Source organism: Kitasatospora sp. NPDC033851, from assembly GCF_055576085.1.
The window spans coordinates 196,053-220,897 of the sequence record NZ_JBVIRL010000016.1; the positions used below are offsets into that span (position 1 = coordinate 196,053).

Here is a 24,845-nt window from a genome sequence, read left to right on the forward strand (position 1 = left end):
CCCGCGCGTGGCTTCTCGCGTGGTTTCTATGCGGCGCGGGCCTCTCGGCGGTAGCCGCCGGGGGCCTGGCCGAACTCCCGCTTGAACGCCTTCGCGAAGGCGTACTCCGAGCCGTAGCCGGTCTGCGTCGCGACCGAGGTCAGCGGCGCCTCCGACTCGCGCAGCAGCCGGGCCGCCGTGGTCATCCGCCAACGCGTCAGGTACGCCATCGGCGGCTCGCCCACCATGGTGGTGAAACGGCGGGCGAAGGCCGCCCGGGACAGGCCCGCCCGGTCCGCCAGGGACTCCACCGTCCACGGGGTGGCCGGCGCCTCGTGGATCGCCGCCAGGGCCGGGGCGACGGCGGCGTCCCGCAGCGCCGCCGCCCAGCCGTCGGCCGTCGCGGCGGGCTGGTCCTCGAACCAGGCCCGCAGGATGTACAGCAGCAGCGAGTCGATCAGCGCCGGGACGATCCCGGTCGAACCGATCCGCGGGTTCTCCAGCTCGGTGCCCAACAGCTGCACGGCGGCGGCCAGTTCGGGGTGGCGGCCGTGCCGGGTCGGCAGGTGGATCAGGGTCGGCAGTTGACGGACCATCGGGTGCGGGCGGCCCTGGTCCAGGTGGTAGCTGCCGCACAGCAGGCTGGTGCGGGCGCCGTCGCCGCCCAGACTGAGGGTGCCGATCGGCGAGGCGTCGTTCACCCGGCAGGCGTGGGTGTCCACCGGCGGCGTGTCCGGATGGTCGGCCAGGACGTGGCCGCCGCCGTCCCGCAGGAAGACGATGTCGCCGGGGCTGAGCGGCACCGGCGCGTGCCGCTCCGCCCCTTCCCCGGTGCCCAGCGGGAGCAGCCAGCAGGTGCCGTACAGCACCACGTGGAAGCCGGCGCCGAGCACCGGGGGCAGGCGCAGGGCCCACGGGGCGCGGCCCTCGGTGCGGACGGAGGACGGGTACGCCGTCCGCATCGAGCCCAGTGCCTCGGTCAGGATGTCCAACGCCCGTCCCCCTTCGGTGCTTTCGGTGCCTTTGGTGGTCCGCCCTCGATCGTGGCCCGCAACCGTCGCCGTCCGTTCGGGCCTTCAGTCGACGGTGAGGACGACCTTGCCCTGGACGGTACCGGAGCCCACCAGCTCGTGCGCCCGGCCGGCCTCGGCCAGCGGGAAGGCCTGCGCGACGTGCGGACGGATCCGCCCCTCGTCCACCAGGGCGGCGATCGCCTCCAGCGCGGCGTAGTCGGGCTCGACGGAGATGCCCGCGAAGCGGCGTCCGGCGGCCTCGACCGCGGCGGCGAGCTCCCGGTCGCGGTGCTCCATGATGCTCACCAGGAAGCCGCCCGGCTTCAGCACCTCCAGCGCGCGGGTGTTCTCGGAGGAGGAGTCGAAGACGACGTCGACGTCCTTGACCGCCTGGGTGTAGTCGGTGGTGCGGTAGTCGATCACCTCGTCGGCGCCGATCTCCTTGAGGAAGGCGTGCTTGGGCTCGCTCGCCAGCGCGATCACGTACGCGCCGCGGGCCTTGGCGATCTGCACCGCGAAGTGGCCGACGCCGCCCGCCGCCCGGTGGATCAGCACCCGCTGCCCCTCGCCGACGTTCGCCGCGTCCACCAGGCCCTGCCAGGCGGTCAGCGCGGCCAGCGGCAGGGCGGCGGCCTGCACGTGGTCGACCGAGGCGGGCTTGCGGGCCAGCTGGCGGGACGGCGCGGCCACGTACTCGGCGTAGGCGTTCGCGGCACGCGGGAAGAACGGCATCCCGTACACCTCCTCGCCCACCCGGTACCGGGCGCCGGGCGCGGCCTCCTCGACCACCCCGGAGACGTCCCAGCCCACCGTGAACGCCGGCTCGCCCAGCAGCGGGAACAGGCCCGCCCGCACCGCCACGTCCACCGGGTTCACCCCGGCGGCCTTCACCCGCACCAGCACCTCGCCGCTCAGCAGCTCCGGACGCGCCACCTCGGCGACCTCCAGGACCTCCGGCCCGCCGACCTCACGCTGCACCACCGCACGCATTGCACTCACTCCCCACCCGGTCAACACCGGCCCCCCGTGGGGCCGTTCTCGATGCCTCAACGATAGGGAGGGCGGGCGAGCCGATGAATATCCTCCAGTCTCTGTCAGATGTCCGATCGTCTTGATCGGAGAGCAAGTCAGGCCGGGTAGCGGACGAGGCCGTCGGTGGCGAGCTCGAAGCCGAAGGGGGCCGGGATCGGCACCCGGTCGCCGAACTTCCCGTTCCACTGCTGGTGGTAGCCGGTGGCGGAGGGCTCGGAGTAGAGCGTGATGGCGCTGGTGCGCGGGTCGATCAGCAGGTACAGCGGGATGTCCATCAGCGGGTAGTCGCGGACCTTGCCGACCAGGTCGTTCTCGGGGTTCGACGGGGAGACGATCTCCACCGCGATGGCCGCCTGCTCGGCGGGCACCTCGTTGCCGCCTTGCTTGACGAAGGAGCGCGGGATGTAGGTCAGGTCGGGGTTTCGCAGCGTGCCGACGTTCGGGGAGGCGAGGTCTGTGTTCTCGCTCGGCATCAAGTCGGACGGACGGTGTGCGTCGATCTGCTCGCGGACGAACAGAACGTTGTGCTGGTGGATGACTGAGGGGCCGGCCATCATGATGATCTCGTCTCCGGAGATCTCGATCTTCCACCCGGCGGGCGGGGTCAGGCTCTGCGCGTACGCCAGGAGCCGCGCGTGGCGCTCGGGGATCTGGAACTCGCTCATGACGCCATTCTTCCACCGCCCGGATGTGGCGAGGCGCCGCCGGGCGGACGGGCCCGGCGGCGCCTCGTGGGGGGAGGGCCGGTCAGAAGACCGGCTGGCCGGCGCGGACCAGGCGCCAGGAGTTGGTGAAGAAGTCGGCGGGGTCGATGACGCCCTTGGCCTTCACCCAGGCGATCATGGTGTTGCGGATCTCGTCGGAGTTCGACCAGACCAGCTTGGCGCCGGCGACGTGCGGGAAGTTGCCGCCGCCGTTGGCGCGGTAGTTGTTGACGGCCAGGACGAACTGGGCGGCGGGGTCGATCGGCTTGCCCTGGAAGGACAGGTTGACGATCCGCTGGCCCTTCGGCTGGGCGATGTCGATGTCGTAGCTCAGGCCGTAGACCGAGTCGTAGTTGTAGTCCGGGGTGGTCTCGGCGCCGGTCAGGGCGTCCTTGTCGACCGGGGCGCCCGGGGCGAGCTGGTTGTAGTACTTCGCCGAGAACTCCAGGTAGTCCTTGAGCTGGGCGCCCGTCAGGATGCGGGCCTCCATGGTGTTCTCGTAGATGTAGAGGCCCGCGGCGTCGCGCAGCTTGACCTGGCCGGACGGGATCAGGGCGGTGCGGTTGAACGGGGCGGCCTGGGCGAGCACCGGCAGGTTGGCGTACTGCCCGCCCGCCAACGCGGCCTTGACGGCGTCGGCCTGGACCTTGCCGATCAGGTCGATGATCGGGGTCGCCTTGAAGCGGGCGTCGGCGATCGACAGCTCGATCTTGCTGGTGCCGATGTTCTGGTTGACGTACGCGACGACCTTCTTGTGCTGCTCGGAGAGCGCGTTGGTGATCTCCGGGTTCTCCGGCACGGTGTTGGAGTTCAGCACCCGCGAGGAGACCGAGGTGACCTTCCAGGCACCGTTGGCGAACTCGACCTCGAAGTCGAAGCAGCTCAGGCGCTGGCCCCAGCAGAGCGGCTCGGAGAGCACGACCGTCTTGCCGGTCTTCTTGTTGACGATCAGGCGCTGCGGGACCTCCTTGTGGGTGTGGCCCACCAGCACCGCGTCGATGTCCGCGACGGTCTCCGCCATCTCGCCCGAGGCGTCCTCGGGCCAGGGCAGCTGGTCGCCGTAGGTGGTCGGCTCGTCGATGCCGGAGTGCGCCGAGACCACGATGACGTCCGCGCCCGCCGCCTTCATCCGCGGCACGTACTTGGCGGCGGTCTCCACGATGCCCGGGAAGATCATCTGGCCGCTGACGTTGGCCTTGTCCCAGATCGCGATGCCCGGGTTGGTGAGGCCGAGGATGCCGACCTTCAGCGGCTTGCCCTCACCGAGGTGCAGCTCCTTGATCACGTACGGCGGGAAGGCCGGCTTCTCGTTCTTCGCGTGCAGCGCGTTGGCGCCCAGCAGCGGGAACTCCAGCTGGTCCTCGAAGGCCTTCACGGTCGGGATGCCGTAGTTGAACTCGTGGTTGCCGAGCGCGGCGGCGTCGTACTCCATGAGGTTCATGGCGACGGCCATCGGGTGGTCCGGGACGGTGTCGCCGTCGGTGGCGATCGGCTCGACCCGGGCGTAGTAGTAGGTCAGCTGGGTGCCCTGGATGATGTCACCGGAGTCGATCAGCAGGCAGCGGTCCCAGCCCTTCTCCTCGCGCACCTGGTTGGCCAGGGTGGAGATCTTGGCGAGGCCGACCGCGTTGTGCGCCTTGTCGAGGTACTCGGCGTCGGTGAAGTAGTCCCAGTTGAGCACCCGGCCGTGCAGGTCGGTGGTGCCCATGACGGTGAAGGCCTGCTTGCGGGGCTTGCGCGGGCCCTTGGCGGCCGCCGTGTCCGGCTCGGCGGCCGCGGCGGAGGGGGCGGCGGCCACGGCGGCACCGCTCGCCAGGGCGGCGCCGGCGGCGGTGGCGGCGGACCGGGTGACGAAGTCACGGCGGTTCAGGGGCATGGACGACTCTCCCGGGTGGGAACGACGGCAGATGGGCCGTCAACTGGTGTACGTGAGTGGGTGCGCGTCGACGCGTCGACATCGCGTCAATGCATCGACGCGCGTAGAGGGACGCGCGTAGAAGTGTGCCGTGCGGGCCGGGTCGCTGAATAGCCCCCGGACCTGTCCAAGAGGTGAGATCTTGGCGACTCGTTCGTGACGAAGATGGGCGGGGGCGGGGGTGGTAAAGGGAGCAGGCGGGTCCTGACCTGCGCTCCTGACCTGCGGCTCCGGCTCGGGGCTCTGGTTTGGAGCCCTGGCTCGGGGCCCTGGCTCGGGGCCGGCTCGCGGCCGGCCCCGGGTCAGGACAGTTCGGCGGTCAGCAGGACCACCTCGCGGCCCAGTTCGGCCGCCGGGTCCGGGGCGTCCGGGCCCGCCCACGGCTGCCAGGTCCGCGCCCGCAGGTAGCTGGCCACCGCGAGCGGCAGCCGGTGCCGGACGATCCGCTCCGCCACCGGGCCGGGACCGGCCTCGCGCAGCGCCGTCAGCAGACCGTCCACCCCGGCGGTGGGCGGCAGCGGCACGGCGCCCAGGTAGGCGGCCAGCGCCTCCAGCTCGGGGTCGGGCAGGGGCACCGGCTGAGGCACCGAGACCGACACCGACACCGGGACCGGCCGGGACACCGACCCCGTTCCTGACCCTGACTCCGACTCCGACTCCGACTCCGACTCCGACTCCGACTCCGACTCCGACTCCGACTCCGACCCTGACTCCGGGCCCGGGTTGGGGTCCGTCGTCGGCCGGCCGGGCGGGTCGGGCTTGCGGCCGGGCGCCACCAGCGCGCCCACCCCGTACAGGGCGGCCGCCACCCCGGGCCACAGGCTCCCGCCGAGCTCGAACTGGTGCAGCCCCACCCCGACCGCGGCGCCCGCGAGGCCGGCCAGGTTCTTGGCCGAGTTCAGGTACCGCAGCGCCAGCCGGACGGGCCCGTCACTGGTAGCCACGGATCTCCTCGAACGCCCCGTCCAGCGAGCCCGAGCCGTCGAACAGCTTGCCGCCGCTGATGTCCGCGATCCCCTGCAGCTGGGTCACCGCGGCCTCGCCGAACTTGATCGGGAACACCGGGATCGACTTCTCCCAGGCCGGCAGCCCGTCGTGGAATCGCTTGAAGTCGGCGTCCGACGCGCCGACGTTGCTCTCCCCGTCGGTCATCAGCACGATCGAGGTGAACCGGTCGTCGTTCGCCGCCGCCTGCTGGCGCTCGATCACCCGGTACGCCTCCTCCAGCGAGCCGTACACCGCCGTGCCGCCCGAGGCCGCCAGCGACTGCACGTCCGAGTTGATCGCCGCCAGCTCCTCCTGCGGACCGGGCTGGCTGCCCGTGGACGGCACCACGTGCGTCTTGGACCACTTCACCGAGGAGGCGAAGGACACCAGGGTGACCTCCTCGCGGTTCCGGAAGCGCCGCACCCCGCGGGTGTCGTCCGCCCCGGTCAGCCGGCCCATCGCGTTCTTCAGCGCCGTGATCCGCGAGCCCTCCATCGAGCCCGAGGTGTCCAGCACGTACACCGTCCGGGACGGGCGGCGCAGGTCGTTCTGGTACGAGGCCAGCAGGCCGTCCGCCACCGCCCGGGTGCCCGGGAAGGGCAGCTCCCGGCGGCGGTCCGTCGGCAGCCCGGCGGCCGGGGCCACGCCCGCCGTCGCGGGGCGGCGCAGCGTCGTCTCGGAGATGCGTTTCTGTACCTCGTCCTTGAGCAGGTACGAGGTCAGCCGCTGGAAGGCGTCACGCTGGTCCGGCGCGGCCGAGGACAGCAGCGACAGCGGGTAGTCCGCCGACACCACGCCGTCCACCGGGCGCACCACCGTCAGCTGCTGCTGCGGCGGCAGCGTCTTGTTCAGCGACAGCAGTACCGACTCGTAGTTCACCAGCGCGCCCACCAGGCCCGACTCGGCCCGGGTGTACGCCTGGGCCAGCCAGCCCGAGGACCCGGAGGTCAGCTTCTGGCCGGTGAAGAACTGCTTCAGCTGCGGCGTCGCCTTCTGCACGTCCGCCTCGGCCAGCGCCCCGTCCGCCTTGGAGAACGCCGAGGCGACCGCCACCAGGGTGGAGAAGCCGGAGTTGGAGCGCGAGGGGTCGGCCATCCCGTACGTCAGCTTGCCGGCCGCGGCCGCGTCGCCGACCTGCGCCCAGGTGACCTTCGAGCCGTCGCCCCAGCCCAGATCGCCGAGCACCGAGGAGCGCACCCCGATCGCGACCGGCGAGACCATCACGGGAGTCTCGGACAGCACCTTGGACTTCCCGGTCGGGTCCAGGCGCAGGTACTGGTTGGAGGGGAACCACACCGCGTCGTACTTGCCGTCGGCCCGGCCCGAGGACACCGCGTCCGCGCCGTCCAGGGTGCCCGTCCAGGAGAACTGCACGGTCACCCCGGTGGCCTTCCGGGCCTCCTCCAACACCGGTGCCAGGTCCTGCAGTTCACTGCCGGCCAGGATGCGCAGCACCCCCGGCCGGGCGGTCTCGGCGGGCGGGTCCGAGGGCCCCGGGCCGGGCTTGTCGCCGGAGGAGGTGCAGGCGGTCACCGCCGCCAGGACGGCCACCAGTGCGGCGGTGAGCCGGCTGCGGCGCTTCGTACGGAGGTTCACTTCGGGGTCCCACCCTTCGCCGCGGCGGTCAGCTTGAGGAGGTTGTCCAGTGAGGGCAGCGTGGCCTGCTTGAACCCGGAGTTCCTCAGATCGTGCGCGAAGGACGGCTTCTTGTCCTTCATCAGGTTCCAGAAGGCCTCCTGGTCGGCCTGCGGGCGCAGGCCGTACCGGGCTTCCAGGTTGCGCAGCACCGCGTCGTTCTCCAGCGCGTCGGCCAACTTGCGGCCGCCGTCCGTCCGGGCCACCAGCGTGTGGTCCGACTGGATCGTCGTGTCCGGGTACATCACCACCATGTCCCCGGTGTCCTTGCCCCGCAGCGGCAGGGCGGCGGCCTGCGACTCGTAGGCGAAGACCAGCGTGCCCACGCCCGCGAAGAAGTCCCGGAACGGTTCGTCGCTGCTGATCTTCTGCATGCCCTGGACGCCGTTCGAGGCGGCCAGGACGTCCCGGACGGCGTTCACCCCCGCGTCGTCCTGCACCACCTGGTTGCCGTTCGCGATGTAGGAGAGCAGCGCCAGGTACATCGCGCCCGAGGACGAGGTCTCCGGATCCGTGGTGGACACGAACAGCGGGCCGGTCAACTCCGGGTGCTCGCCCGCGCCCTGGAGGTCCTTCCACTTCTGGCCGCTCTTCAGCGCCGCCACGTACTTGTCCATCCGGAACGTCCAGACGCCCTTGGCGTCCACGTCCGCCAGCTGGCTGTCCTTCAGGACCCGCGCCGCCGACTCGTGTGTCACGATCACCAGCGGAGAGTAGAAGGGCACCAGCGGCGAGTCCTTCAGCTCCCAGTTGCGCTGGATCTCCCGGGCCGGCGCGGCGCTCGCCGGGAAGGCGAAGTCCAGTCCCGTGGTGCTCTTCGCCTGCTCGCTCATCGTCCAGGAGCCGGTCGAATCCGCCCGGACCTCCAGGCCCTGCTTCTTCAACTCGGCCTTGACGGCCGGATCTTCGAAGAAGTCACGTTTTTCCGACCCGATCAGGCCGGTGACCGTGACCACCGCGGGTCCCCCCTTGCCGCCGTCGGGGATCAGCGCATAGGCCACCCAGCCCAGCAGGGCCAGGGTCGCCACCACCCCCAGAGCGCCGCGTTTCATGCCGAACCCCCCTCGGACGCGACTTCTGCCGCGTCGTCTACGTCGTCCGGGTGGTCACCCGAACCTCCGGGCCGTCACCCCGGGGTGACGAGCGTCCCGCCGGGCGGGGAGCAGTAACGGAAGTGACGGTGAACCAGAGGTGAACACCCCTTCACGGAATCGCATCGACCGACCCGTTCGCGGGCGCGACCGGAGGCGCCGGGGCGGCAGGCCTCGCACACCGGTCCGAGGACGTGTCAGATTGTTCAACTCGCCTTACCGCAAAGGTCATCCCGCAGTCCGGACCCGCCTCGTTGTTACGCGCCGGTAATGCCTAGTCTCAGCACTATGCGCCGAGCAAAAATCGTCTGCACTCTCGGGCCCGCCACCGACTCGTACGACCAGATCAAAACCCTGGTCGACGCCGGGATGGACATCGCCCGACTCAACCTCAGCCACGGCACGCACGCCGAGCACGAGGAACGCTACCGCCGCGTCCGCAAGGCCGTCGACGAAACCGGCCGAAGCGTCGGCGTCCTCGCCGACCTTCAAGGCCCGAAGATCCGGCTCGACACCTTCGCCCACGGTCCGGTACTTCTCGAACGCGGCGACGAGTTCACCATCTCCACCGACAAAGGCGTCGTAGGAGACAAGGACATCTGCGGCACCACCTACGCCGGACTCGCCGGCGACGTCAGCCGCGGCGAACGCATCCTGGTCGACGACGGCCGCGTCACCCTGGAGGTCGTCGCCGTCGACGGGCCCCGGGTGCGCTGCCTCGTCATCGAAGGCGGCCTCGTCTCCGACCACAAAGGCCTCAACCTCCCCGGCGTCGCCGTCTCCGTCCCCGCACTCAGCGACAAGGACGTCGCCGACCTGCGCTGGGCCCTGCGCACCGGCGCCGACCTCATCGCGCTCTCCTTCGTCCGCAGCGGGCGCGACGTCGAGGACGTCCACCGGATCATGGCGGAGGAAGGACGGTACGTCCCCGTCATCGCCAAGATCGAGAAACCGCAGGCCGTCGAGAACCTCGAATCCGTCGTCGACGCCTTCGACGGCATCATGGTGGCCCGCGGCGACCTGGGCGTGGAGATGCCCCTCGAACAGGTCCCGCTCGTCCAGAAGCGCGCCATCAAGCTCGCCCGGCGCAACGCCAAGCCGGTCATCGTCGCCACCCAGATGCTCGACTCGATGATCAACGCCTCCCGGCCCACCCGCGCCGAGGCCTCCGACGTCGCCAACGCCGTCCTCGACGGCACGGACGCGGTGATGCTCTCCGGGGAAACCTCGGTGGGCAAGTACCCGATCGAGACCGTCAAGACCATGGGCCGGATCATCGAAGCCGCCGAGAACGACATCCTCGCCGCCGGCCTGCCCCCGCTGACCACCGGCAGCAAGCCGCGCACCCAAGGCGGCGCCGTCGCCCGCGCCGCCGCCGAGATCGGCGACTTCCTGCACGCCAAGTACCTGATCGCCTTCACCCAATCCGGCGACACCGCCCGCCGACTGACCCGCTACCGCTCGCCCATCCCGGTACTCGCCTTCACCTACGAACCGGCCGTCCGCAGCCAACTCGCCCTCACCTGGGGCGTGGAGACCTTCCTCGGCCCGTTCGCCCCGACGACCGACCAGATGGTCGAACAGGTCGACGCGGCCCTGCTCTCCCTCGGCCGCTGCCAGAAGGGCGACATCGTCGTCATCACGGCAGGGTCGCCCCCCGGCCTCGCCGGCTCCACCAACCTCGTCCGCGTCCACCACGTGGGCACGTTGGACGCCTGAGATTCCAAGGCGGCGCGGCCTCGTTCGGGGTCGCGCCGCTGTCAGTACTTGGGGCCGATGCGGGCATCCATCAGGGCGACGGAGTCCTTGCGGGCGACGGAGATGTTGGTGGCGCCGGCAGGACGCGGGGCGGCCCGCCACTGGACGCCGACGGCGTCGAGGGTTGCGGTGAAGAGGCCGATGATGTCGGTCGAGGTGTTGGTGAAGAAGTAGCGCGGGTACTCGTAGCGCTTCGTGACGCCCCCGACCGTGCGGGTCGCCCAGTTGGTGATGCGGCAGCCGTCGGAGTGGATCAGGCCGCGCAGGAACTCCCATGGGTAGGCATCGACGATCTCCTGCTGCCAGGGCGCCAGGACTATGGTGCGCTCGTGCTTCTTGCCGGGGCCGTGCTGGGGGAAGAGGCAGGGCCAGTGCTTGCTGGTACTGACGACACTCGTGCAGCCGGGCGCGCGGACGCGCATCACCTTGTTGTGTGGCATGACGGCGGAAACGGCCCGCTCACACTCGTCGATGAGTCCGGGCCAGGAATCGCAGCAGGCGATGCGCAGGGCGTACACCTTGCGACGGCCCTCGCTGATGCAGCCGTCGCCGAGGTAGAGACCGAGCAGGTAGGTGTAGTCGGCGGGCGGACGCGAAGGATCGAGCCGGCCGCTGTGGGCCGGACATTCGGCGGTCATGCGTGGACTGGGTACGGCACCGGACGCCCACTCGCGGATCGCGAACCGGGATACCCCGGTCGCGCGGCTGACCTGGCTGAAGGTCAGCCCGGATGCGTGGAGCTCCAATGCCCGCTGGCGTGTAGCCATGTCGTACATACGAGCGAGATTGCATTGCGAGATGGTCGCATGCATGCAAACAAGGGGATCTCCGCTCGATCGAGTGAAGATCCCCTGAGTACGAAAACCGTTGGACCGGATGCCGGTCCCTTCGATTCGAAGGAAAAGTGCCCCGAGTGGGATTCGAACCCACACTGTATGGTGTTTGAGACCATTGCCTCATGCCAATTGGGCTATCGGGGCCTACGATTTGAAGGCGCTTGCCTTGCCGTCGTGTCTCAAACATACCGTGTCTAGGTACCCTCGTGCATGCAGTACCCCGCCGGAACTAGGAGCCCCGTGAGCACCGCCGACGAGCAGGCACAGCCGCTTGAGACCGATACGCCCCAGATCACCCGGATTGTGATCGCCGAGGACGAGGCGCTGATCCGTCTCGACCTCAAGGAGATGCTCGAGGAGGAGGGGTACACCGTCGTCGGCGAAGCGGGGGACGGGGCGACGGCGGTGAAGCTCGTGGAGGAGCTGAAGCCGGATCTGGCGATCTTCGATGTGAAGATGCCGGTGCTGGACGGGTTGTCGGCGGCGGAGCAGATCCACGACAAGCACCTGGCGCCGGTGCTGATGCTGACGGCGTTCTCGCAGCGGGAGCTGGTGGACCGGGCGCGGGACGCGGGGGCGATGGCGTACATCGTCAAGCCGTTCTCGAAGTCGGACCTGGTGCCGGCGATCGAGATGGCGGTGTCGCGGTACACCGAGATGCGGGCGCTGGAGAAGGAGATCGGGGATCTCACCCAGCGGCTGGAGACCCGGAAGCTGGTGGACCGGGCGAAGGGTGTGCTGCAGACGAAGTTCGGGCTGAACGAGCCCGCTGCCTTCCGGTGGATCCAGAAGACGTCGATGGACCGGCGGATGACGATGGCGGCGGTGGCCGAGGCGGTCATCGAGGAGGGCGACGCCCAGGACCGCAAGAAGGCGGATGAGGGCAAGTCCGAGTAGGACGAGCGACGGAAGGGCCCGGCGGATGTTTCCGCCGGGCCCTCTCGCGTGGAAGGGGTCAGTCCTCGCCGAGGTAGGCCTTGCGGACGGACTCGTCGTGGAGGAGGTCGGCGCCGGTGCCGGAGAGGACGATGCGGCCGGTCTCCATGACGTAGCCCTGGTCGGACAGCGACAGTGCCGCCTGGGCGTTCTGCTCGACCAGGAGGATGGTCGTACCGGACGACTTGAGTTCGATGATGGTCGCCATGATCTTCTGCATCATCAGCGGGGAGAGGCCCATCGACGGCTCGTCCAGCATGAGCAGCTTGGGCTGGGACATCAGGGCCCGGCCCATCGCGAGCATCTGCTGTTCGCCGCCGGAGAGCGTTCCCGCGGCCTGCTTGCGGCGTTCGCCGAGGATGGGGAACAGCGAGTACGCCCGCTCGACGTCGGCGGCGATGCCGGCGGTGTCGGTGCGTAGGAAGGCGCCGAGGAGGAGGTTCTCCTCGATGGTCATGCGGGGGAAGATGTGCCGGCCTTCGGGGGAGTGGGCGAGGCCGAGGGCGACGATCTTGTGGGCGGGGACGGTGGAGAGGTCCTGGCCGTCGAAGGTGATGCGTCCGGCGGTGGGCTTGAGGAGGCCGGACAGGGTGCGCAGGGTGGTGGTCTTGCCGGCGCCGTTGGTTCCGATGAGGGTGGTGACCTCGCCCTGTTCGACGGTGAAGCTGATGCCCTTGACGGCTTCGATCTTGCCGTAGGCGACGCGGAGGTCCTCGACCTCGAGGAGTGCGGTCACTGGTCGGTCTCCGTAACGGTCTCCGGGCCTGCCGGGGTGCTGTCTTCGAGCGGGGCGCCGAGGTAGGCGGTGATGACGCGTTCGTCGTTCTGGACGGTTTCGCGGTCGCCTTCGACGATCTTCTGGCCCTGGACGAGCACGGCGGTGCGGTCGCAGAGGTTGAAGATGAAGCGCATGTCGTGCTCGATGACGAGGATGGAGATGCCCTTGTCGCGGATGGCGAAGACGAGTTCCTCGGCGGCGCGGGTCTCCTGGGGGTTCATGCCGGCGGTGGGTTCGTCGAGGAGGAGCAGGCCGGGTTCGGAGGCGAGGGCGCGGGCGATTTCGAGCTTGCGCTGCTCGCCGTAGGGGAGGTTGCGGGCGAGGTGGTCGGCCTTGGCGGCGAGGCCGGTGAACTCGAGGAGTTCCATGGCCTTGGCGCGGCTTTCGGCTTCGGCGCGGTGGTAGCCGGGGCCGCGGAGGATGGCGGAGAAGATGCCTTCCTTGGTGCGGGTGTGGCGGCCGACGAGGACGTTCTCGAGGACGGTCATGTTGGCGAAGAGCCGGATGTTCTGGAAGGTGCGGGCGATGCCGGCCTGGGTGACGAGGTGGGGCTTGGGCGGCAGCACGACGTCGCGGTAGCGGACGGCGCCTTCGGTGGGGACGTACAGGCCGGTGAGGCAGTTGAAGAAGGTGGTCTTGCCGGCGCCGTTGGGGCCGATGAGGCCGATGATCTCGCCCTCGCCGACGGTGAGGGAGACGTCGTTGACGGCGGTGAGGCCGCCGAAGCGCATGGTGACGCCGGTGACTTCGAGCAGGGGTGCGGCGGTGGTGCTCATCGGGTGGGTCACGCCCCTGCCTTGGTGAGTGCGGTCGGCTCGCCGGTGGGCTGGGCCGGGATGGCGGCCTCGTGGAACTCCAGCTGCTGGCGGCGGTTGGGGATGAGGCCCTCGGGGCGGACGCGCATCAGGATGATGAGGGCGGCGCCGAACGCGAGGAGCTGGTAGTCGGCGAGGAACTCGAGCTTCTTCGGGATGAGGAAGAGGAGGGTGGCGCCGGCGAGGGGGCCGCTGATGGTGCCCATGCCGCCGAGGATGACCGCGGCGAGCAGGAAGGCCGAGTTGGGCGGGAGGGCTTCGGCGAAGGTGTACTGGTCGGGGGTGACGGTGTAGCTGACGTGGGCTTGGACGGTGCCGGCGAGGCCGGCGAGGCAGGCGCCGAGGGCGAAGGCGAGGAGCTTGAGGCGGAAGCCGTTGATGCCCATGGCTTCGGCGGCGGTCTCGTCCTCGCGGATGGCGACCCAGGCGCGGCCGATGCGGGAGTTGCCGACGCGGGCGAAGATCAGCACGACGAGGGCGGTGACGAGGAGCATCAGCAGGTAGTAGTTGGAGAAGCGGCCGAGTTCGATGCCGGCGACGGTGTGGGACTTGCCGAGGTCGAAGCCGAGGATCTCCAGGTCGGGGATCCGCGGGATGCCGTTGGAGCCGTTGGTGATCTTGGGGCCGGTGGTGCCGTTGAGGTTGAGCATGGTGATGCGGAAGATCTCGCCGAAGCCGAGGGTGACGATGGCGAGGTAGTCGCCGCGCAGCCGCAGGGTGGGGGCGCCGATGAGGACGCCGAAGACCATGGAGACGGCGGCGCCGGTGAGCATCGCGGCCCAGAACGGGAACTGGACGTGGATGGGCGAGGCGGGGGAGCCGGAGACCAGGGCGGCGGCGTAGGCGCCGACGCCGAGGAAGGCGACGTACCCGAGGTCGAGCAGGCCGGCCAGGCCGACGACGATGTTGAGGCCGAGGGCGACGGTGGCGAAGATCAGGATGTTGGTGGCGACCGAGGTGTACTGGTCGCTGCTCTGGGTGAAGGGGAAGCTGGCGGCGGCGGCGAAGGCGGCGCCGGTGGTGACGGGGCGGTGCTTGACGGTCAGGGCGCGCAGTCGGGCGATCAGGCCGGACTTGGTGAGGGCGGCGACGGCGAGTGCGGTGAACAGCAGGAAGCCGGTGAAGAGTTCGCCGTATTCGGTGTCGATGCCGAAGGTGATCGCGAAGAGGCCGAGCCCGAAGGCGCCGACGATGATCAGGACCTCGACCCAGGAGGGCAGTAGGCGCGGCGCGGGCAGCGGGCGCTCGATCTTGCCGAGGCGCAGCCGGCTGTTGGCGAGGTGGCCGAGCTGGAGGAGGAGCACGGCGCCGGTGGCGATGGCCACGCCGCCGGCGAGGGCGGTGAGGACGGGGGCGACGGGCTTGTCGCCGGGGATGGCGTGGGCGCCGAACCAGACGAGGGGGGCGGCGGGGACGAGCAGGAAGAGGCGCTTGTCGACGATCCGCAGGGGGACGCTGGTGCGGCGGTCGAGGGGGAGGCCGAGGGCGCCGAGGACGCTGATCAGGCCGCCGGCGGCGAGGACCCAGCCGCCGGGTTCGAGGTTGACGAGGCCGTCGAGTTCGACGGCGATCGAGGTGACGGAGTAGGCGCTGACGGCGAGGGCGCCGGTGGCGGCGTACAGGACGGCGTTGTTGTTGCGGGTGGGGGCGGCCCAGCGCAGGCCGGGGACGCCTTGGGTGGCGAGCAGCAGGACGAGGGTGAGGATGCCGGCGGTGAGGGCGAGCCATTGGAGGCCGGCGGGGGAGCCGTAGTAGGTGAGGTCGCCGGGGAAGTCGGAGGTCCAGGTCCAGGACATGGCGGCGGAGGCGGCGGTGGCGAGGGCGCCGAGGCCGGTGAGGGCGGCGGCGGCGCGGGCCGGCAGGGGGATGACCGGGGTGGTTTCGGTGGTGGTCATGGTGGTCACGCCCTGTCCGCGACGCGCTCGCCGAGCAGCCCTTGGGGCCGGACGAGGAGCACGAGGATGAGGAGTACGAAGGCCCAGACGTCCTTCCAGGCGCCGCCTCCGAAGAGGTGCATGCCGGGCAGGTGCTGGATGTAGCCGGTGGCGAGGGCTTCGGCGAGGCCGAGGGCGAGGCCGCCCAGCATGGCGCCGTAGATGTTGCCGATGCCGCCGAGGACGGCGGCGGTGAAGGCCTTGAGGCCGAGGATGAAGCCCATCCGGAAGTCGATCTGTCCGCTGCGCAGGCCGTAGGCGATGGCGGCGACGGCGGCGAACGCGGCGCCGATGGCGAAGGCCATGACGATGATGCGGTCGGTGTCGATGCCCATCAGCTTGGCGGTGTCGGGGTCCTGGCTGGTGGCCTGCATGGCGCGGCCGGAGCGGGTGCGGGTGACGAACCAGCCGAGGGCGAGCATGCACAGCGGGGCGGCGATGATCAGGAAGAGGTCGCTGCGCTGGATGGTGACGGAGCCGAGGCTGAAGGGGTCGCCGGGGAGCTTGGGGAAGACGCGGGCCTTCTTGGCGTCGGGGTAGAAGGAGAAGACGAGTTGCTGCAGGAAGATGGACAGCCCGATCGCGGTGATCAGCGGGGCGAGGCGGGGCGCGTTGCGCAGGGGGCGGTAGGCGAACCGCTCGGCGGCGACGGCGGTGAGCGTGGAGACCAGGACGCCGGCGATCAGCATCAGCGGTAGGGCCAGCCAGAGGGTGGTGCCGCCGGGGAGGGCGAGGTAGGCGGTCAGGGCGCCGAAGCCGCCGACCATGACGATCTCGCCGTGGGCGAAGTTGATGAGCTGGACGATGCCGTAGACCATCGTGTAGCCGATCGCGACGAGTCCGTAGAGGGCGCCGAGGATCAGGCCGTTGGCCAGCTGCTGCGGTAGGTCGTGCACCGCTGGGCCTCCGTAGTGCGTTCGGGGGTGTCCGCGTGGGTGGTGGATGTGGGGCGCGCGGGGGCACTCGTGGCGCCCCCGCGCGCTGTGGTGGAGAGGGTGGTGCGGGTGGCTCAGCCCTTGGAGGCGGGTGCCTCAGCCGTCGAAGGCGGGTGGCTCAGCCGTGAAGGCGGTGCCTCAGCCGTGAAGGCGGTGGCTCAGCCGTTGAAGGTGCCGGTCTTCTCCACGTCCCACTTGCCGTCCTTGACGGTGTAGACGGTGAGCTGCTTGTTGGTGGTGTCACCGAACTCGTCGAAGGAGACCTTGCCGGTCACGCCGTCGAAGGAGACCTTCTGGACGGCGTCGACGATGGCGGCGCGGGCGTTGGAGGGGAGCTTGCCGTTGTTGGCGGAGACGACGGACTTGACGGCCTGGATGATGGCCCAGCTGCTGTCGTAGGAGTAGCCGCCGTAGGTCTCGTAGGCGTCCTTGTAGCCGGCGGCCTTGTAGTCGGCGATGAACTTGGCGGCGGTCGGGAGCTGCTCGACGGCGCCGCCGACGGCGGTGGCGAAGTCGCCGGCGCTCTTGGGGTTGAGCTTGATGAAGTCGGCGCTCTGCATGCCGTCGCCGCCCATCAGCGGGATGTTGACGCCGGCTTCCTTGAGCTGGAGGGAGAGCGGGCCGGCGGCGGGGTACTCGCCGCCGTAGTAGACGGCTTCGGCGCCGGAGCTCTTGACCTTGGTGACGATGGCCGCGAAGTCGCGGTCGTCGGGGTTGACGTGCTCCTCGCCGACGATGGTGCCGCCCTGCTTGGTGAACTCGGCCTTGAAGGTGGCGGCGAGGCCGGCGCCGTAGGTCTTCTGGTCGTCGATGAGGAAGACCTTGGACTTCTTGGCGTCCTTGGCGAGGAACTGGGCGGCGAAGGGGCCCTGGACGGCGTCGGTGGTGGCCGTGCGGAAGTAGGTCTTGAAGGGGCGGGTCTTCTCGCCGCTGGCCCACTTCTCGCCCTGGCTGAGGGCGACGCCGGTGTTGGCGGGGGAGATCTCGACGAGGTTGGCGTCGGCGAAGATCTGCTGCATCGACTGGGCGACGCTGGAGTTGAGCGGGCCGACGACGCCGAGGACGGTGTTGTCGCCGACGAGCTGGGTGGCGTTCTGCTGGCCGGGGCCGGGCTTGGCGGTGTCGTCCAGGGCCTTGATCTGGAACTTGACGCCGGGGACCTCGTTGGTCTCGTTGGCCTTCTTGGCCGCGAGTTCGACGGAGTTGCGGATGCCGAGGCCGATGGCGGAGAGGTCGCCGGTGAGCGGGGCGTCGATGCCGATGGTGACGGTGGTGCCGCCGCCGCTGCCGCCCCCGTCGCCGGACTTCTTGTCACCGCGAGAGCCGCAGGCGCTGAGGCTGAGAGCGGCAATCACGGCAATGCTCACGACAACTGCTGAACGATGACGCACGAGGGTCCCCTTCGGTTCAGGAGGCGCCCGCGCCTGAGTGGCGGGAGCCGGAGTGCGCGGCGGGCTGGGCCCATCGAGTGGCGCGGTGACTGGCCGTGACTCTAGATGTCGTTGGGCGGCTCGGGCAGTGGTGCGAGCAGGCTGTGATTCTCTTGTTATGAGCACACGGAGGAGTTGTCTCAACATGTGGTCGTTTCGGCTCGATCGATCCTTGTGTTGTCAGGCGTTTACCCGCTGGTAGGGCGATGTAAGGGCCAGAAATGCAGGTTGCAGCTGGCGTCGTCGGTAATCGGACAGCTGCGTCCGATTCCCGGGTTTCGACCGTGCGCGTCCGGATTTCGGACCAGGAAGGCGCGGTGAAGCGGCTCCGGGGCGACTGGAGGCCCTCGGGGCCGGCATGTGCTCGGATTTCCTGCCTGTTACGCAGTGTTACAAGCGCGGGAGTTCGTCGGCCGCGCCCGGGCATGCGAATGCCCCCTTGTCCAGACCAACGCCTGCCCAGTGGGGCGGAAGGTCAAACAAGGGGGCGGGAAAGGGATTTGATGTCCTATCCGCTGAACTCGCGGCAGCTGTCGGCCCGTTAGTCGGGTCGTCAGAGGTCGCGCAGCATGCAGGTCAGCCGGCAGCTGGTGACCCGCTTGCCGGTGTCGTCGGTGATCGCGATCTCGTAGGTGGCGGCGGTACGGCCCTTGAACACGGCCGTCGCCACCCCGGTGACCAGGCCGGAGGTCGCCGAGCGGTGGTGGGTGGCGTTGAGGTCCACGCCGACCGCGTACCGGCCGGGGCCGGCGTGCAGCATCGCCCCGATCGAGCCCAGCGTCTCGGCCAGCGCCGCCGACGCGCCGCCGTGCAGCAGCCCGTACGGCTGCTGGTTGCCCTCCACCGGCATCGTGCCGACCACGCGGTCGCCGGAGGCCTCGACGATGCGGATGCCGAGCTTCTCGCCGAGGTGGCCGCCGGAGAAGGTCTCCGGGCTGACGCCGAGCTTGGCGAAGTGGTCCAGCACGTCCTGCGGGACGTTCAGGACGGGGGTGGTGGAGGGGGCGGTGTCGGGGGCCGCATCGGTCATCGGGGAACTCCTGCCGCTGGGGGATCACGGGTGCTGCTGCCTGTGATCGTACGACCGTCCTACTCGGTGGTAGAGCGCGCGGGCGGAGGCTGGCGTGGCGCCCCGGGGGCGTTCGCCCGGCCCGCCGGGCGGGGCCCGACCCCACCGGTGCCGTGCCCCTTTTGTCGGTGCCGGGCCATAGGATCGGTGGCCGGTAGTGGAATCGGCAGGAACGGACGTTGACGTGGCTACGCAGAGTACGGACAAGGGCGCTACGGGTGGCGGCGGGGCCGGCCCGCGGCCCCGGCTGATGCTCCTCGACGGGCACTCGATGGCCTACCGGGCCTTCTACGCCCTGCCCGTGGAGAACTTCAACACCTCCACCGGGCAGCCCACCAACGCGGTCTACGGCTTCGCGTCGATGCTCGCCAACACCGTCCGTGACGAGCAGCCCACCCACCTCGCCGTCGCCTTCGACCTCTCCCGGCAGACGTTCCGCTCCGTCGAGTTCCCCGACTACAAGGCCAACCGCGCCAAGACCCCGGACGAGTTCCGCAGCCAGGTCGGCCTGATCGGCGAACTGCTCGACGCCATGAACGTCCCCCGGCTGACCGCCGAGGGCTTCGAGGCCGACGACATCATCGCCACCCTCGCCACCGCCGCCGAGGCGGCCGGCTACGACGTCGACATCGTCACCGGCGACCGCGACTCGCTCCAGCTGGTCACCGACCACGTCACCGTCCTCTACCCGACCAAGGGCGTCTCCGAGCTCACCCGCTTCACCCCGGAGAAGGTCACCGAGAAGTACGGCGTCACCCCGCGCCAGTACCCGGACCTCGCCGCGCTGCGCGGAGACCCGTCCGACAACCTGCCCGGCATCCCCGGCGTCGGCGAGAAGACCGCCGCCAAGTGGGTCAACCAGTTCGGCTCCTTCGACGAACTGGTCGCCCGCGCCGACGAGGTGAAGGGCAAGATCGGCGAGAAGCTGCGCGACCACCTCGACTCGGTCAAGCGCAACCGCGTCCTCACCGAGCTGGTCCGCGACGTCGAACTCCCGCTCGGCGTCGCCGACCTGGCCCGCGCGCCGTTCGACAAGGCCGCCGTCGCCACCCTGATGGAGTCGCTGGAGTTCCGCAACGCCAACTTCCGCGACCGCGTCCACGGCATCGACCCGGCCACCGGCGAGGAGGAGGCCGTCGAACTCGCCCCCGGCGTCGAGGTCGACGGCGAACTGCTCACCGACCCGGGCACCCTGGCCGCCTGGCTGCGCGAGCACGCCTGTGACGGCAAGACCACGGTCGCGCTCGCCGCCGTCTACCAGTGGGCGCTCGGCACCGGCGAGGTCACCGAAGTCGCCCTCGCCGCCGGGGAGTCCGCCGCCTGGTTCGACCCGGCGCTGCTCGCCGAGGAGGACGAGCAGGCCCTCGCCGGGTGGCTCGCCGACCCCGCCGCCCCCAAGGCCCTGCACATCGCCAAGCAGGTCATGCGCGCCTTCGCCGAGCGCGGCTGGGCCATCGAGGGCGTCGTCGCCGACACCGCGCTCGCCGCCTACCTGGAGAAGCCCGGCCGCCGCACCTTCACCCTGGAGGTGCTCGCCGAGGAGTACCTGGCCCGCTCGCTCACCCCGGCCCCCGCCACCGAGAGCGGCCAACTCGCCTTCGACGCACCGGAGGAGGACGAGACCGCCGCCGCCCAGTCGCTGATGCTCCAGGCCCGCGCCGTGCTCGACCTCGCCGCGCTCTTCGACACCCGCCTCGCCGAGGTCGGCGCCACCGGGCTGATGCGCGACATGGAGCTGCCCATCGCCGCCCTGCTCGCCCGCATGGAGCGCTACGGCATCGCCGCCGACGGCGCGTGGCTCACCACCCTGGAGACGCGGTTCGCCGCCGAGATCCAGCGCTGCGTCGAGGAGGCGCACGCCGCCGCCGGGCGCGAGTTCAACCTCGGCTCGCCCAAGCAGCTCCAGGAGATCCTCTTCGGCGAGCTCGCGCTCCCCAAGACCAAGAAGATCAAGACCGGCTACACCACCGACGCCGACGCGCTCACCTGGCTGGCCACCCAGACCGACAACGAGCTGCCGGTCATCCTGCTGCGCCACCGCGACCAGGCCAAGCTGCGCACCACCGTCGAGGGCCTGCTCAAGACCGTCTCGCCCAAGGGCCGGATCCACACCACCTTCAACCAGATGGTCGCCGCCACCGGCCGGCTCTCCTCGCAGGACCCGAACCTGCAGAACATCCCGGTCCGCACCGAGGAGGGCCGCGCCATCCGCCGCGCCTTCGTCGTCGGCGAGGGCTACGAGTCGCTGCTCACCGCCGACTACTCGCAGATCGAACTGCGGATCATGGCGCACCTGTCCGAGGACGAGGCGCTGATCGAGGCCTTCGCCACCGGCGAGGACCTGCACACCACCGTCGCCTCCCAGGTCTTCGAAGTCCCGGGCGACGCGGTCGACGCCGAGATGCGCCGCAAGATCAAGGCGATGTCCTACGGCCTGGCGTACGGGCTGTCCGCGTACGGGCTCTCCCAGCAGCTCGGCATCAAGCCCGCCGAGGCGCAGGGCCTGATGGACACCTACTTCGAGCGCTTCGGCGGCGTGCGCGACTACCTGCGCCGGGTCGTCGACGAGGCCCGCGCCACCGGCTACACCGAGACCCTGCTCGGCCGTCGCCGCTACCTGCCGGACCTCAACAGCGACAACCGCCAGCGCCGCGAGATGGCCGAGCGGATGGCCCTCAACGCCCCCATCCAGGGCTCGGCCGCCGACATCGTCAAGATCGCCATGCTCCGGGTGGACGAGGCGCTGCGCGCGGCCGGGCTCACCTCGCGGATGCTGCTCCAGGTGCACGACGAAATCGTCCTGGAGCTGGTCCCGGGCGAGCGTGAGCGGGTGGAGGCCGTCGTCCGCGAGCAGATGGCGGGCGCCTACCCGCTGCGCGCCCCGCTGGACGTCTCGGTCGGCGTCGGCGCGAACTGGGAGGCCGCCGCGCACTGACGCACGATCAGAATCCCTCGGGCGCGTGCCGGTTGCGGGCCGCGCCCGAGGGCTTCCCGGCGCCGGTGCGCGCCCGTACGCTGACGGAATGCCCCCGGACAGCGTCCTGCGTACCGGCCCCGCATCGACCGATCTCGTCCTGCGCGAGGGCGGTGGGACGCGGCGCAGCGCGCTGGTGTACTGCCTCACCTCCGTCGGGGAGGCGCTGAGGGCGCCCCTGGTGCTCTTCGCGCCGACCCTGCTGGTGGCGTTCGGTCTGTGGCTCTTCGGCGCGGCCGGGAGCACCGTCGCCGCCGTGGTCGGGGTGATCGCCGGTACCGAGTACCTGCTGGCCATTCCGGTGATCGCCCGGATGGAAGTGGTCGCCGTCCACCGGGTCGAGTTCGCCCCGACCGAGGCCGCGGACCGGTTCCGGCTGGTCCGGGGCGGACGCCCCGGCGGCTGGCGGCCACCGGCCGAACTGCGCGCGATCCGGCTGGTGCGGTCCATCGTGGAGCCCTACCCGGGTGATCGCGCGCCCGCCGGCGAGGTCCTCACCGTCCGCCTGGAATGCGTCGACGAGAAACTGACGTGGCGACCGCCGGCCGGCACCGACCCGGAGCAACTGCACGAGGCCCTGGCCGCGCTGCTCGGCCCCGCCGGGGTGCAGGTGGAACTGGTCACCAAGCGCAGCGTCCGGTTGAAGCCCTCGCCGACGTCCTCCTCACCGTGGATCTCCGGAGGATCGGGTTCGGCGAACTCGGGCGGCTTCTCGGGCGGCGGCTGAAGGTGCGCCTCCGGGGCGGCGACCGCCCCGGGGGGTGGGAGTTCTCTGCCGGCGCCGACCGGGAGGCCGCCGCGCACGGGCCCGCCGCTGCCGATCCGACCGCCGGGCGTGGGGGCGGGCGGTCCGGTATGGGCGGGCGGTCCGGTGTGGGCGGGTATCAGGATGTTCGTGCCCGCCGGGTGGTCCGATGGGGACGTGGCCCGGCCGGCTCGCAGGGAATCGGCCCGTACGGTGGGTCAATTTCGTACTACCGTAGGCACAATGACAACGGGATCCCCTTCGACCGACCAGTCCATATCCTTGGCCGAGGCGCCGACGAGCCAGGCCCGCAACTCCGCCGCCTTCTGGGCCGCGACCGGCCGTAGCCGGGGGCACGAGGTGATCCGGCGCCGCGGATTCGTCGCGGTCGACGGCGACGAGCGGGCGGGCCTGCGGATCCTCATCCAGGAGCCCGACCTCGACCCCGGCGAACTGGCCGAGGTGAGCGAGCTGGTCCGCGGGGCCAAGGGGACGGCCTACGTCGAGGACCCGTTCAGCGCGGCCGACCTGAACCACCTGGGCCTGCGCAACTGGCAGATGCCGATCATGCTGCGCCTGCCCGGGCCCGTCGGCGAACCGGCGCTGGACGTGATCCGGGTGCAGCAGGCGGAGGACCTCCGGACGGCCGAGCAGGTCGTGATCGAGGGCTTCGACCTGGACGGGTTCCAGCCCCACCGCGCCGGCGAACTCTTCCCGATGGCGCTGATCGAACAGCCGGGCGTGGACGTGTTCGTCGCCTCCATCGACGGCGTGGCCGCGGGAGCCTGCGTCAGCGTCGTGGCCGACGGCATCGGCAGCCACTACTGGGTCGCTACGTCGTCGGCGTTCCGGTCGCGCGGCGTGGGCCGGGCCGTCATGCTCGGCGCCCTGGCCCACCTGGCGGACCTGCCGGCCACGCTCACCGCCTCGAAGCTCGGCAGGCCGCTGTACGAGTCGCTGGGCTACACGGTCGCGACGCCCTCGACCTGGTGGGCCTCCTCCTGAGCGACAGCGTCGCAGTGACGCCCGCCGGCCCGCACCATCGTGATGCGCCGGCCGGTGCCCGCGCCGCGTGGGAAGTCGGCGGGGCCGACTTCCCACGCGCGCCTGGCTGCCCGGGCGGCGGGCGGAAAGCTCTCCCCGCAGGTCAGACCGGTAGGTCCCAGCCCGGACCGTTCTCGCTGCCGAGCCAGATTCGTTGCCTTGCCGCCGAGACCGTGATGCCGAAGCCGTCCTGGTGCGGCTCGCCCGCGCTCTGCCACGCCTCGATGGCGGCTTCCACGTGGTCCCACAGCCGGAGCGGTCCGCGCTGGACCACGGTCCAGCCGCCTTCGGAGTCGGGCATGGTCCGGGCCTGCGATCCGGTGGCCACGTCCGCGAGGATCTGTTGCCCGCCGGCTCCCATCCGTTCGGCCGAGGGCGCCGCGAGCTGCGCAACCCAGCTTCCGGTCCAGGTATCGAGCTTCGCGGGGTCGATCCGGCTCGCGCGCTCCTCCCCGGGGAGCAGGGCCAGGGTCGGGCGGGGTGGCCGGTCGTGGGGCCGGGCGATCATGAAGCTGGTGTAGCCGGGCAGGAACCGGCCCGTGGCCTCACCGGGGCCGGTCACCTCGAGCAGCGCCAGGGCGCTTGCGTAGCTCCACCCGGACAGGGTGACCAGGATCCGGCCGCCCGGCTTCACCTGGCGGAGCCAGGCCATCGGCAGGTACCGGACCGAGCACGTCGCGATCAGCCGGTCGAAGGCGCCGCCGTCGGGGTCCCCGCCGAGACCGTCGCCGACGATGAGGCGCGGGGCGTAGCCGGCGGCCTGAAGTGCGGCGGCGGCGCGTGCGGCCACCCGGGGGTCGTACTCGATGCTGGTGAGGTTCCGGTCGCCGAGGCGGTGGGCGCCGAGGGCGGTCGAGTAGCCGGTTCCGGTGCCGACTTCGAGCACCCGGTGTCCGGCATCCGCGCCGAGTTGCTGCCACATGTCCAGCACGAGCGAGGGCAGTGTGGAGGAGGACGAGGGCGCCGCCCCGGTCACCGGCTGGTCCCCGGCGTCCTCCGGGTGGGTGCGGCCGTCGAGTTGGGTGATGAGGGTCCGGTCGGTGTAGATCCCCTCCAGCCATCTGGGGGCGCCGTGGTGCAGGGCCCGGTAGCCGGTCGGGGTGCTGCCCTCGATCGGGACGAAGTAGCTGCCGGCGAACAGGGCGAGTTCAATCGGTCGTTGCAACACCGGGTTGTTGTAGTGAGCGTAGTTGCTCGGTGAAGACCTCGGCGGGGGTCTTCCAACCGAGGATTTT

20 protein-coding genes and 1 tRNA gene are annotated in these 24,845 nt (G+C 70.6%); 5 read left to right on the forward strand and 16 right to left on the reverse strand.

Going from position 1 to position 24,845, the window contains the following annotated elements; translation table 11 throughout:
* Positions 1-26: 26 nt before the first annotated feature.
* The 7 genes from ACZ51D_RS27920 to ACZ51D_RS27950 form a co-directional block, all read right to left on the reverse strand.
* Positions 27-971, reverse strand: coding sequence for an AraC family transcriptional regulator (locus ACZ51D_RS27920; RefSeq protein ID WP_465663791.1), 945 nt, complete (start codon positions 969-971; stop codon positions 27-29).
* An 84-nt stretch (positions 972-1,055) separates the two neighbouring features.
* Positions 1,056-1,982, reverse strand: a complete 927-nt coding sequence (locus ACZ51D_RS27925; RefSeq protein WP_465618355.1) for an NADP-dependent oxidoreductase — start codon at positions 1,980-1,982, stop codon at positions 1,056-1,058.
* Between the two features lie 137 nt (positions 1,983-2,119).
* A complete protein-coding gene (locus ACZ51D_RS27930; protein WP_465663792.1) occupies positions 2,120-2,689 on the reverse strand; it encodes a Uma2 family endonuclease in 570 nt (189 codons plus the stop codon).
* An 82-nt stretch (positions 2,690-2,771) separates the two neighbouring features.
* On the reverse strand, positions 2,772-4,604 hold the full coding sequence (locus tag ACZ51D_RS27935) for a bifunctional metallophosphatase/5'-nucleotidase (protein ID WP_465618358.1): 1,833 nt from the start codon (positions 4,602-4,604) through the stop codon (positions 2,772-2,774).
* 341 nt (positions 4,605-4,945) lie between these two features.
* Complete coding sequence (locus ACZ51D_RS27940) at positions 4,946-5,587, reverse strand: hypothetical protein (RefSeq protein WP_465663793.1); 642 nt, start codon at positions 5,585-5,587, stop codon at positions 4,946-4,948.
* The gene (locus ACZ51D_RS27945) at positions 5,574-7,226 is read right to left on the reverse strand and encodes an extracellular solute-binding protein (protein ID WP_465618362.1); all 1,653 of its coding nucleotides are present in this window, start codon (positions 7,224-7,226) and stop codon (positions 5,574-5,576) included. The genes ACZ51D_RS27940 and ACZ51D_RS27945 overlap by 14 nt, the downstream gene beginning before the upstream one ends.
* Entirely contained in the window at positions 7,223-8,317 is a 1,095-nt protein-coding gene (locus ACZ51D_RS27950; protein ID WP_465618364.1) for a substrate-binding domain-containing protein, read from the reverse strand. Before ACZ51D_RS27950 ends, ACZ51D_RS27945 begins: the two co-directional genes overlap by 4 nt.
* A gap of 327 nt (positions 8,318-8,644) precedes the next feature.
* Here ACZ51D_RS27950 and pyk point away from each other — a divergent pair, with 327 nt between their 5' ends.
* The gene (gene pyk / locus ACZ51D_RS27955; RefSeq protein ID WP_465663794.1) at positions 8,645-10,075 is read left to right on the forward strand and encodes a pyruvate kinase; all 1,431 of its coding nucleotides are present in this window, start codon (positions 8,645-8,647) and stop codon (positions 10,073-10,075) included.
* Positions 10,076-10,116: 41 nt separating this feature from the next.
* Here pyk and ACZ51D_RS27960 read toward each other — a convergent pair whose 3' ends face one another.
* Positions 10,117-10,752, reverse strand: a complete 636-nt coding sequence (locus ACZ51D_RS27960) for a hypothetical protein (RefSeq protein ID WP_465663795.1) — start codon at positions 10,750-10,752, stop codon at positions 10,117-10,119.
* 267 nt (positions 10,753-11,019) lie between these two features.
* Positions 11,020-11,094, reverse strand: a tRNA-Leu gene (locus tag ACZ51D_RS27965).
* A gap of 66 nt (positions 11,095-11,160) precedes the next feature.
* On the opposite strand from ACZ51D_RS27965, the gene ACZ51D_RS27970 reads away from it, so the two are divergent.
* The gene (locus tag ACZ51D_RS27970) at positions 11,161-11,847 is read left to right on the forward strand and encodes an ANTAR domain-containing response regulator (protein WP_465618370.1); all 687 of its coding nucleotides are present in this window, start codon (positions 11,161-11,163) and stop codon (positions 11,845-11,847) included.
* A 58-nt stretch (positions 11,848-11,905) separates the two neighbouring features.
* Here ACZ51D_RS27970 and ACZ51D_RS27975 read toward each other — a convergent pair whose 3' ends face one another.
* From ACZ51D_RS27975 to ACZ51D_RS28000, 6 genes are all read right to left on the reverse strand, one after another.
* Entirely contained in the window at positions 11,906-12,622 is a 717-nt protein-coding gene (locus ACZ51D_RS27975) for an ABC transporter ATP-binding protein (RefSeq protein ID WP_360499094.1), read from the reverse strand.
* Positions 12,619-13,440, reverse strand: coding sequence for an ABC transporter ATP-binding protein (locus tag ACZ51D_RS27980; protein WP_465618777.1), 822 nt, complete (start codon positions 13,438-13,440; stop codon positions 12,619-12,621). The genes ACZ51D_RS27975 and ACZ51D_RS27980 overlap by 4 nt, the downstream gene beginning before the upstream one ends.
* Before the next feature lie 8 nt (positions 13,441-13,448).
* Positions 13,449-15,374: a branched-chain amino acid ABC transporter permease gene (locus ACZ51D_RS27985; protein ID WP_465663796.1), complete on the reverse strand. Its 1,926-nt coding sequence runs from the start codon at positions 15,372-15,374 to the stop codon at positions 13,449-13,451.
* Positions 15,375-15,379: 5 nt separating this feature from the next.
* A complete protein-coding gene (locus ACZ51D_RS27990) occupies positions 15,380-16,309 on the reverse strand; it encodes a branched-chain amino acid ABC transporter permease (RefSeq protein ID WP_360499098.1) in 930 nt (309 codons plus the stop codon).
* 197 nt (positions 16,310-16,506) lie between these two features.
* Positions 16,507-17,739 carry a branched-chain amino acid ABC transporter substrate-binding protein gene (locus ACZ51D_RS27995; protein WP_360499100.1) on the reverse strand — a complete coding sequence of 411 codons (1,233 nt, stop codon included), beginning with the start codon at positions 17,737-17,739 and terminating at the stop codon, positions 16,507-16,509.
* A 592-nt stretch (positions 17,740-18,331) separates the two neighbouring features.
* Positions 18,332-18,808 (reverse strand): PaaI family thioesterase, encoded by a 477-nt coding sequence (locus ACZ51D_RS28000; RefSeq protein ID WP_360499102.1) that lies wholly within the window; start codon positions 18,806-18,808, stop codon positions 18,332-18,334.
* A 289-nt stretch (positions 18,809-19,097) separates the two neighbouring features.
* Between ACZ51D_RS28000 and polA the strand changes: the two genes are divergently transcribed.
* The 3 genes from polA (at position 19,098) to ACZ51D_RS28015 (ending at position 23,571) form a co-directional block, all read left to right on the forward strand.
* A complete protein-coding gene (polA, locus tag ACZ51D_RS28005) occupies positions 19,098-21,782 on the forward strand; it encodes a DNA polymerase I (RefSeq protein ID WP_465618779.1) in 2,685 nt (894 codons plus the stop codon).
* A gap of 88 nt (positions 21,783-21,870) precedes the next feature.
* Positions 21,871-22,548: a hypothetical protein gene (locus tag ACZ51D_RS28010; protein ID WP_465663797.1), complete on the forward strand. Its 678-nt coding sequence runs from the start codon at positions 21,871-21,873 to the stop codon at positions 22,546-22,548.
* 261 nt (positions 22,549-22,809) lie between these two features.
* A complete protein-coding gene (locus tag ACZ51D_RS28015; RefSeq protein ID WP_465618379.1) occupies positions 22,810-23,571 on the forward strand; it encodes a GNAT family N-acetyltransferase in 762 nt (253 codons plus the stop codon).
* A gap of 142 nt (positions 23,572-23,713) precedes the next feature.
* Here the strand turns inward: ACZ51D_RS28015 and tgmC are convergent, their stop codons facing one another.
* A complete protein-coding gene (gene tgmC, locus ACZ51D_RS28020; RefSeq protein WP_465663798.1) occupies positions 23,714-24,775 on the reverse strand; it encodes an ATP-grasp peptide maturase system methyltransferase in 1,062 nt (353 codons plus the stop codon).
* Positions 24,776-24,845 lie beyond the last annotated feature (70 nt).

Excerpts from the sequence above, each read along its gene's own strand:
- ACZ51D_RS27935 (WP_465618358.1), bottom strand. The coding sequence starts at position 4,604 with ATGCCCCTGAACCGCCGTGACTTCGTCACCCGGTCCGCCGCCACCGCC.
- ACZ51D_RS27950 (WP_465618364.1), bottom strand. The coding sequence starts at position 8,317 with ATGAAACGCGGCGCTCTGGGGGTGGTGGCGACCCTGGCCCTGCTGGGC.
- ACZ51D_RS27970 (WP_465618370.1), top strand. The coding sequence starts at position 11,161 with ATGCAGTACCCCGCCGGAACTAGGAGCCCCGTGAGCACCGCCGACGAG.
- ACZ51D_RS28000 (WP_360499102.1), bottom strand. The coding sequence starts at position 18,808 with ATGACCGATGCGGCCCCCGACACCGCCCCCTCCACCACCCCCGTCCTG.
- ACZ51D_RS28010 (WP_465663797.1), top strand. The coding sequence starts at position 21,871 with ATGCCCCCGGACAGCGTCCTGCGTACCGGCCCCGCATCGACCGATCTC.
- ACZ51D_RS27930 (WP_465663792.1), bottom strand. The coding sequence starts at position 2,689 with ATGAGCGAGTTCCAGATCCCCGAGCGCCACGCGCGGCTCCTGGCGTAC.
- ACZ51D_RS27925 (WP_465618355.1), bottom strand. The coding sequence starts at position 1,982 with ATGCGTGCGGTGGTGCAGCGTGAGGTCGGCGGGCCGGAGGTCCTGGAG.
- ACZ51D_RS27980 (WP_465618777.1), bottom strand. The coding sequence starts at position 13,440 with ATGAGCACCACCGCCGCACCCCTGCTCGAAGTCACCGGCGTCACCATG.
- pyk (WP_465663794.1), top strand. The coding sequence starts at position 8,645 with ATGCGCCGAGCAAAAATCGTCTGCACTCTCGGGCCCGCCACCGACTCG.
- ACZ51D_RS27960 (WP_465663795.1), bottom strand. The coding sequence starts at position 10,752 with ATGACCGCCGAATGTCCGGCCCACAGCGGCCGGCTCGATCCTTCGCGT.
- ACZ51D_RS28015 (WP_465618379.1), top strand. The coding sequence starts at position 22,810 with ATGACAACGGGATCCCCTTCGACCGACCAGTCCATATCCTTGGCCGAG.
- polA (WP_465618779.1), top strand. The coding sequence starts at position 19,098 with ATGCTCCTCGACGGGCACTCGATGGCCTACCGGGCCTTCTACGCCCTG.
- ACZ51D_RS27985 (WP_465663796.1), bottom strand. The coding sequence starts at position 15,374 with ATGACCACCACCGAAACCACCCCGGTCATCCCCCTGCCGGCCCGCGCC.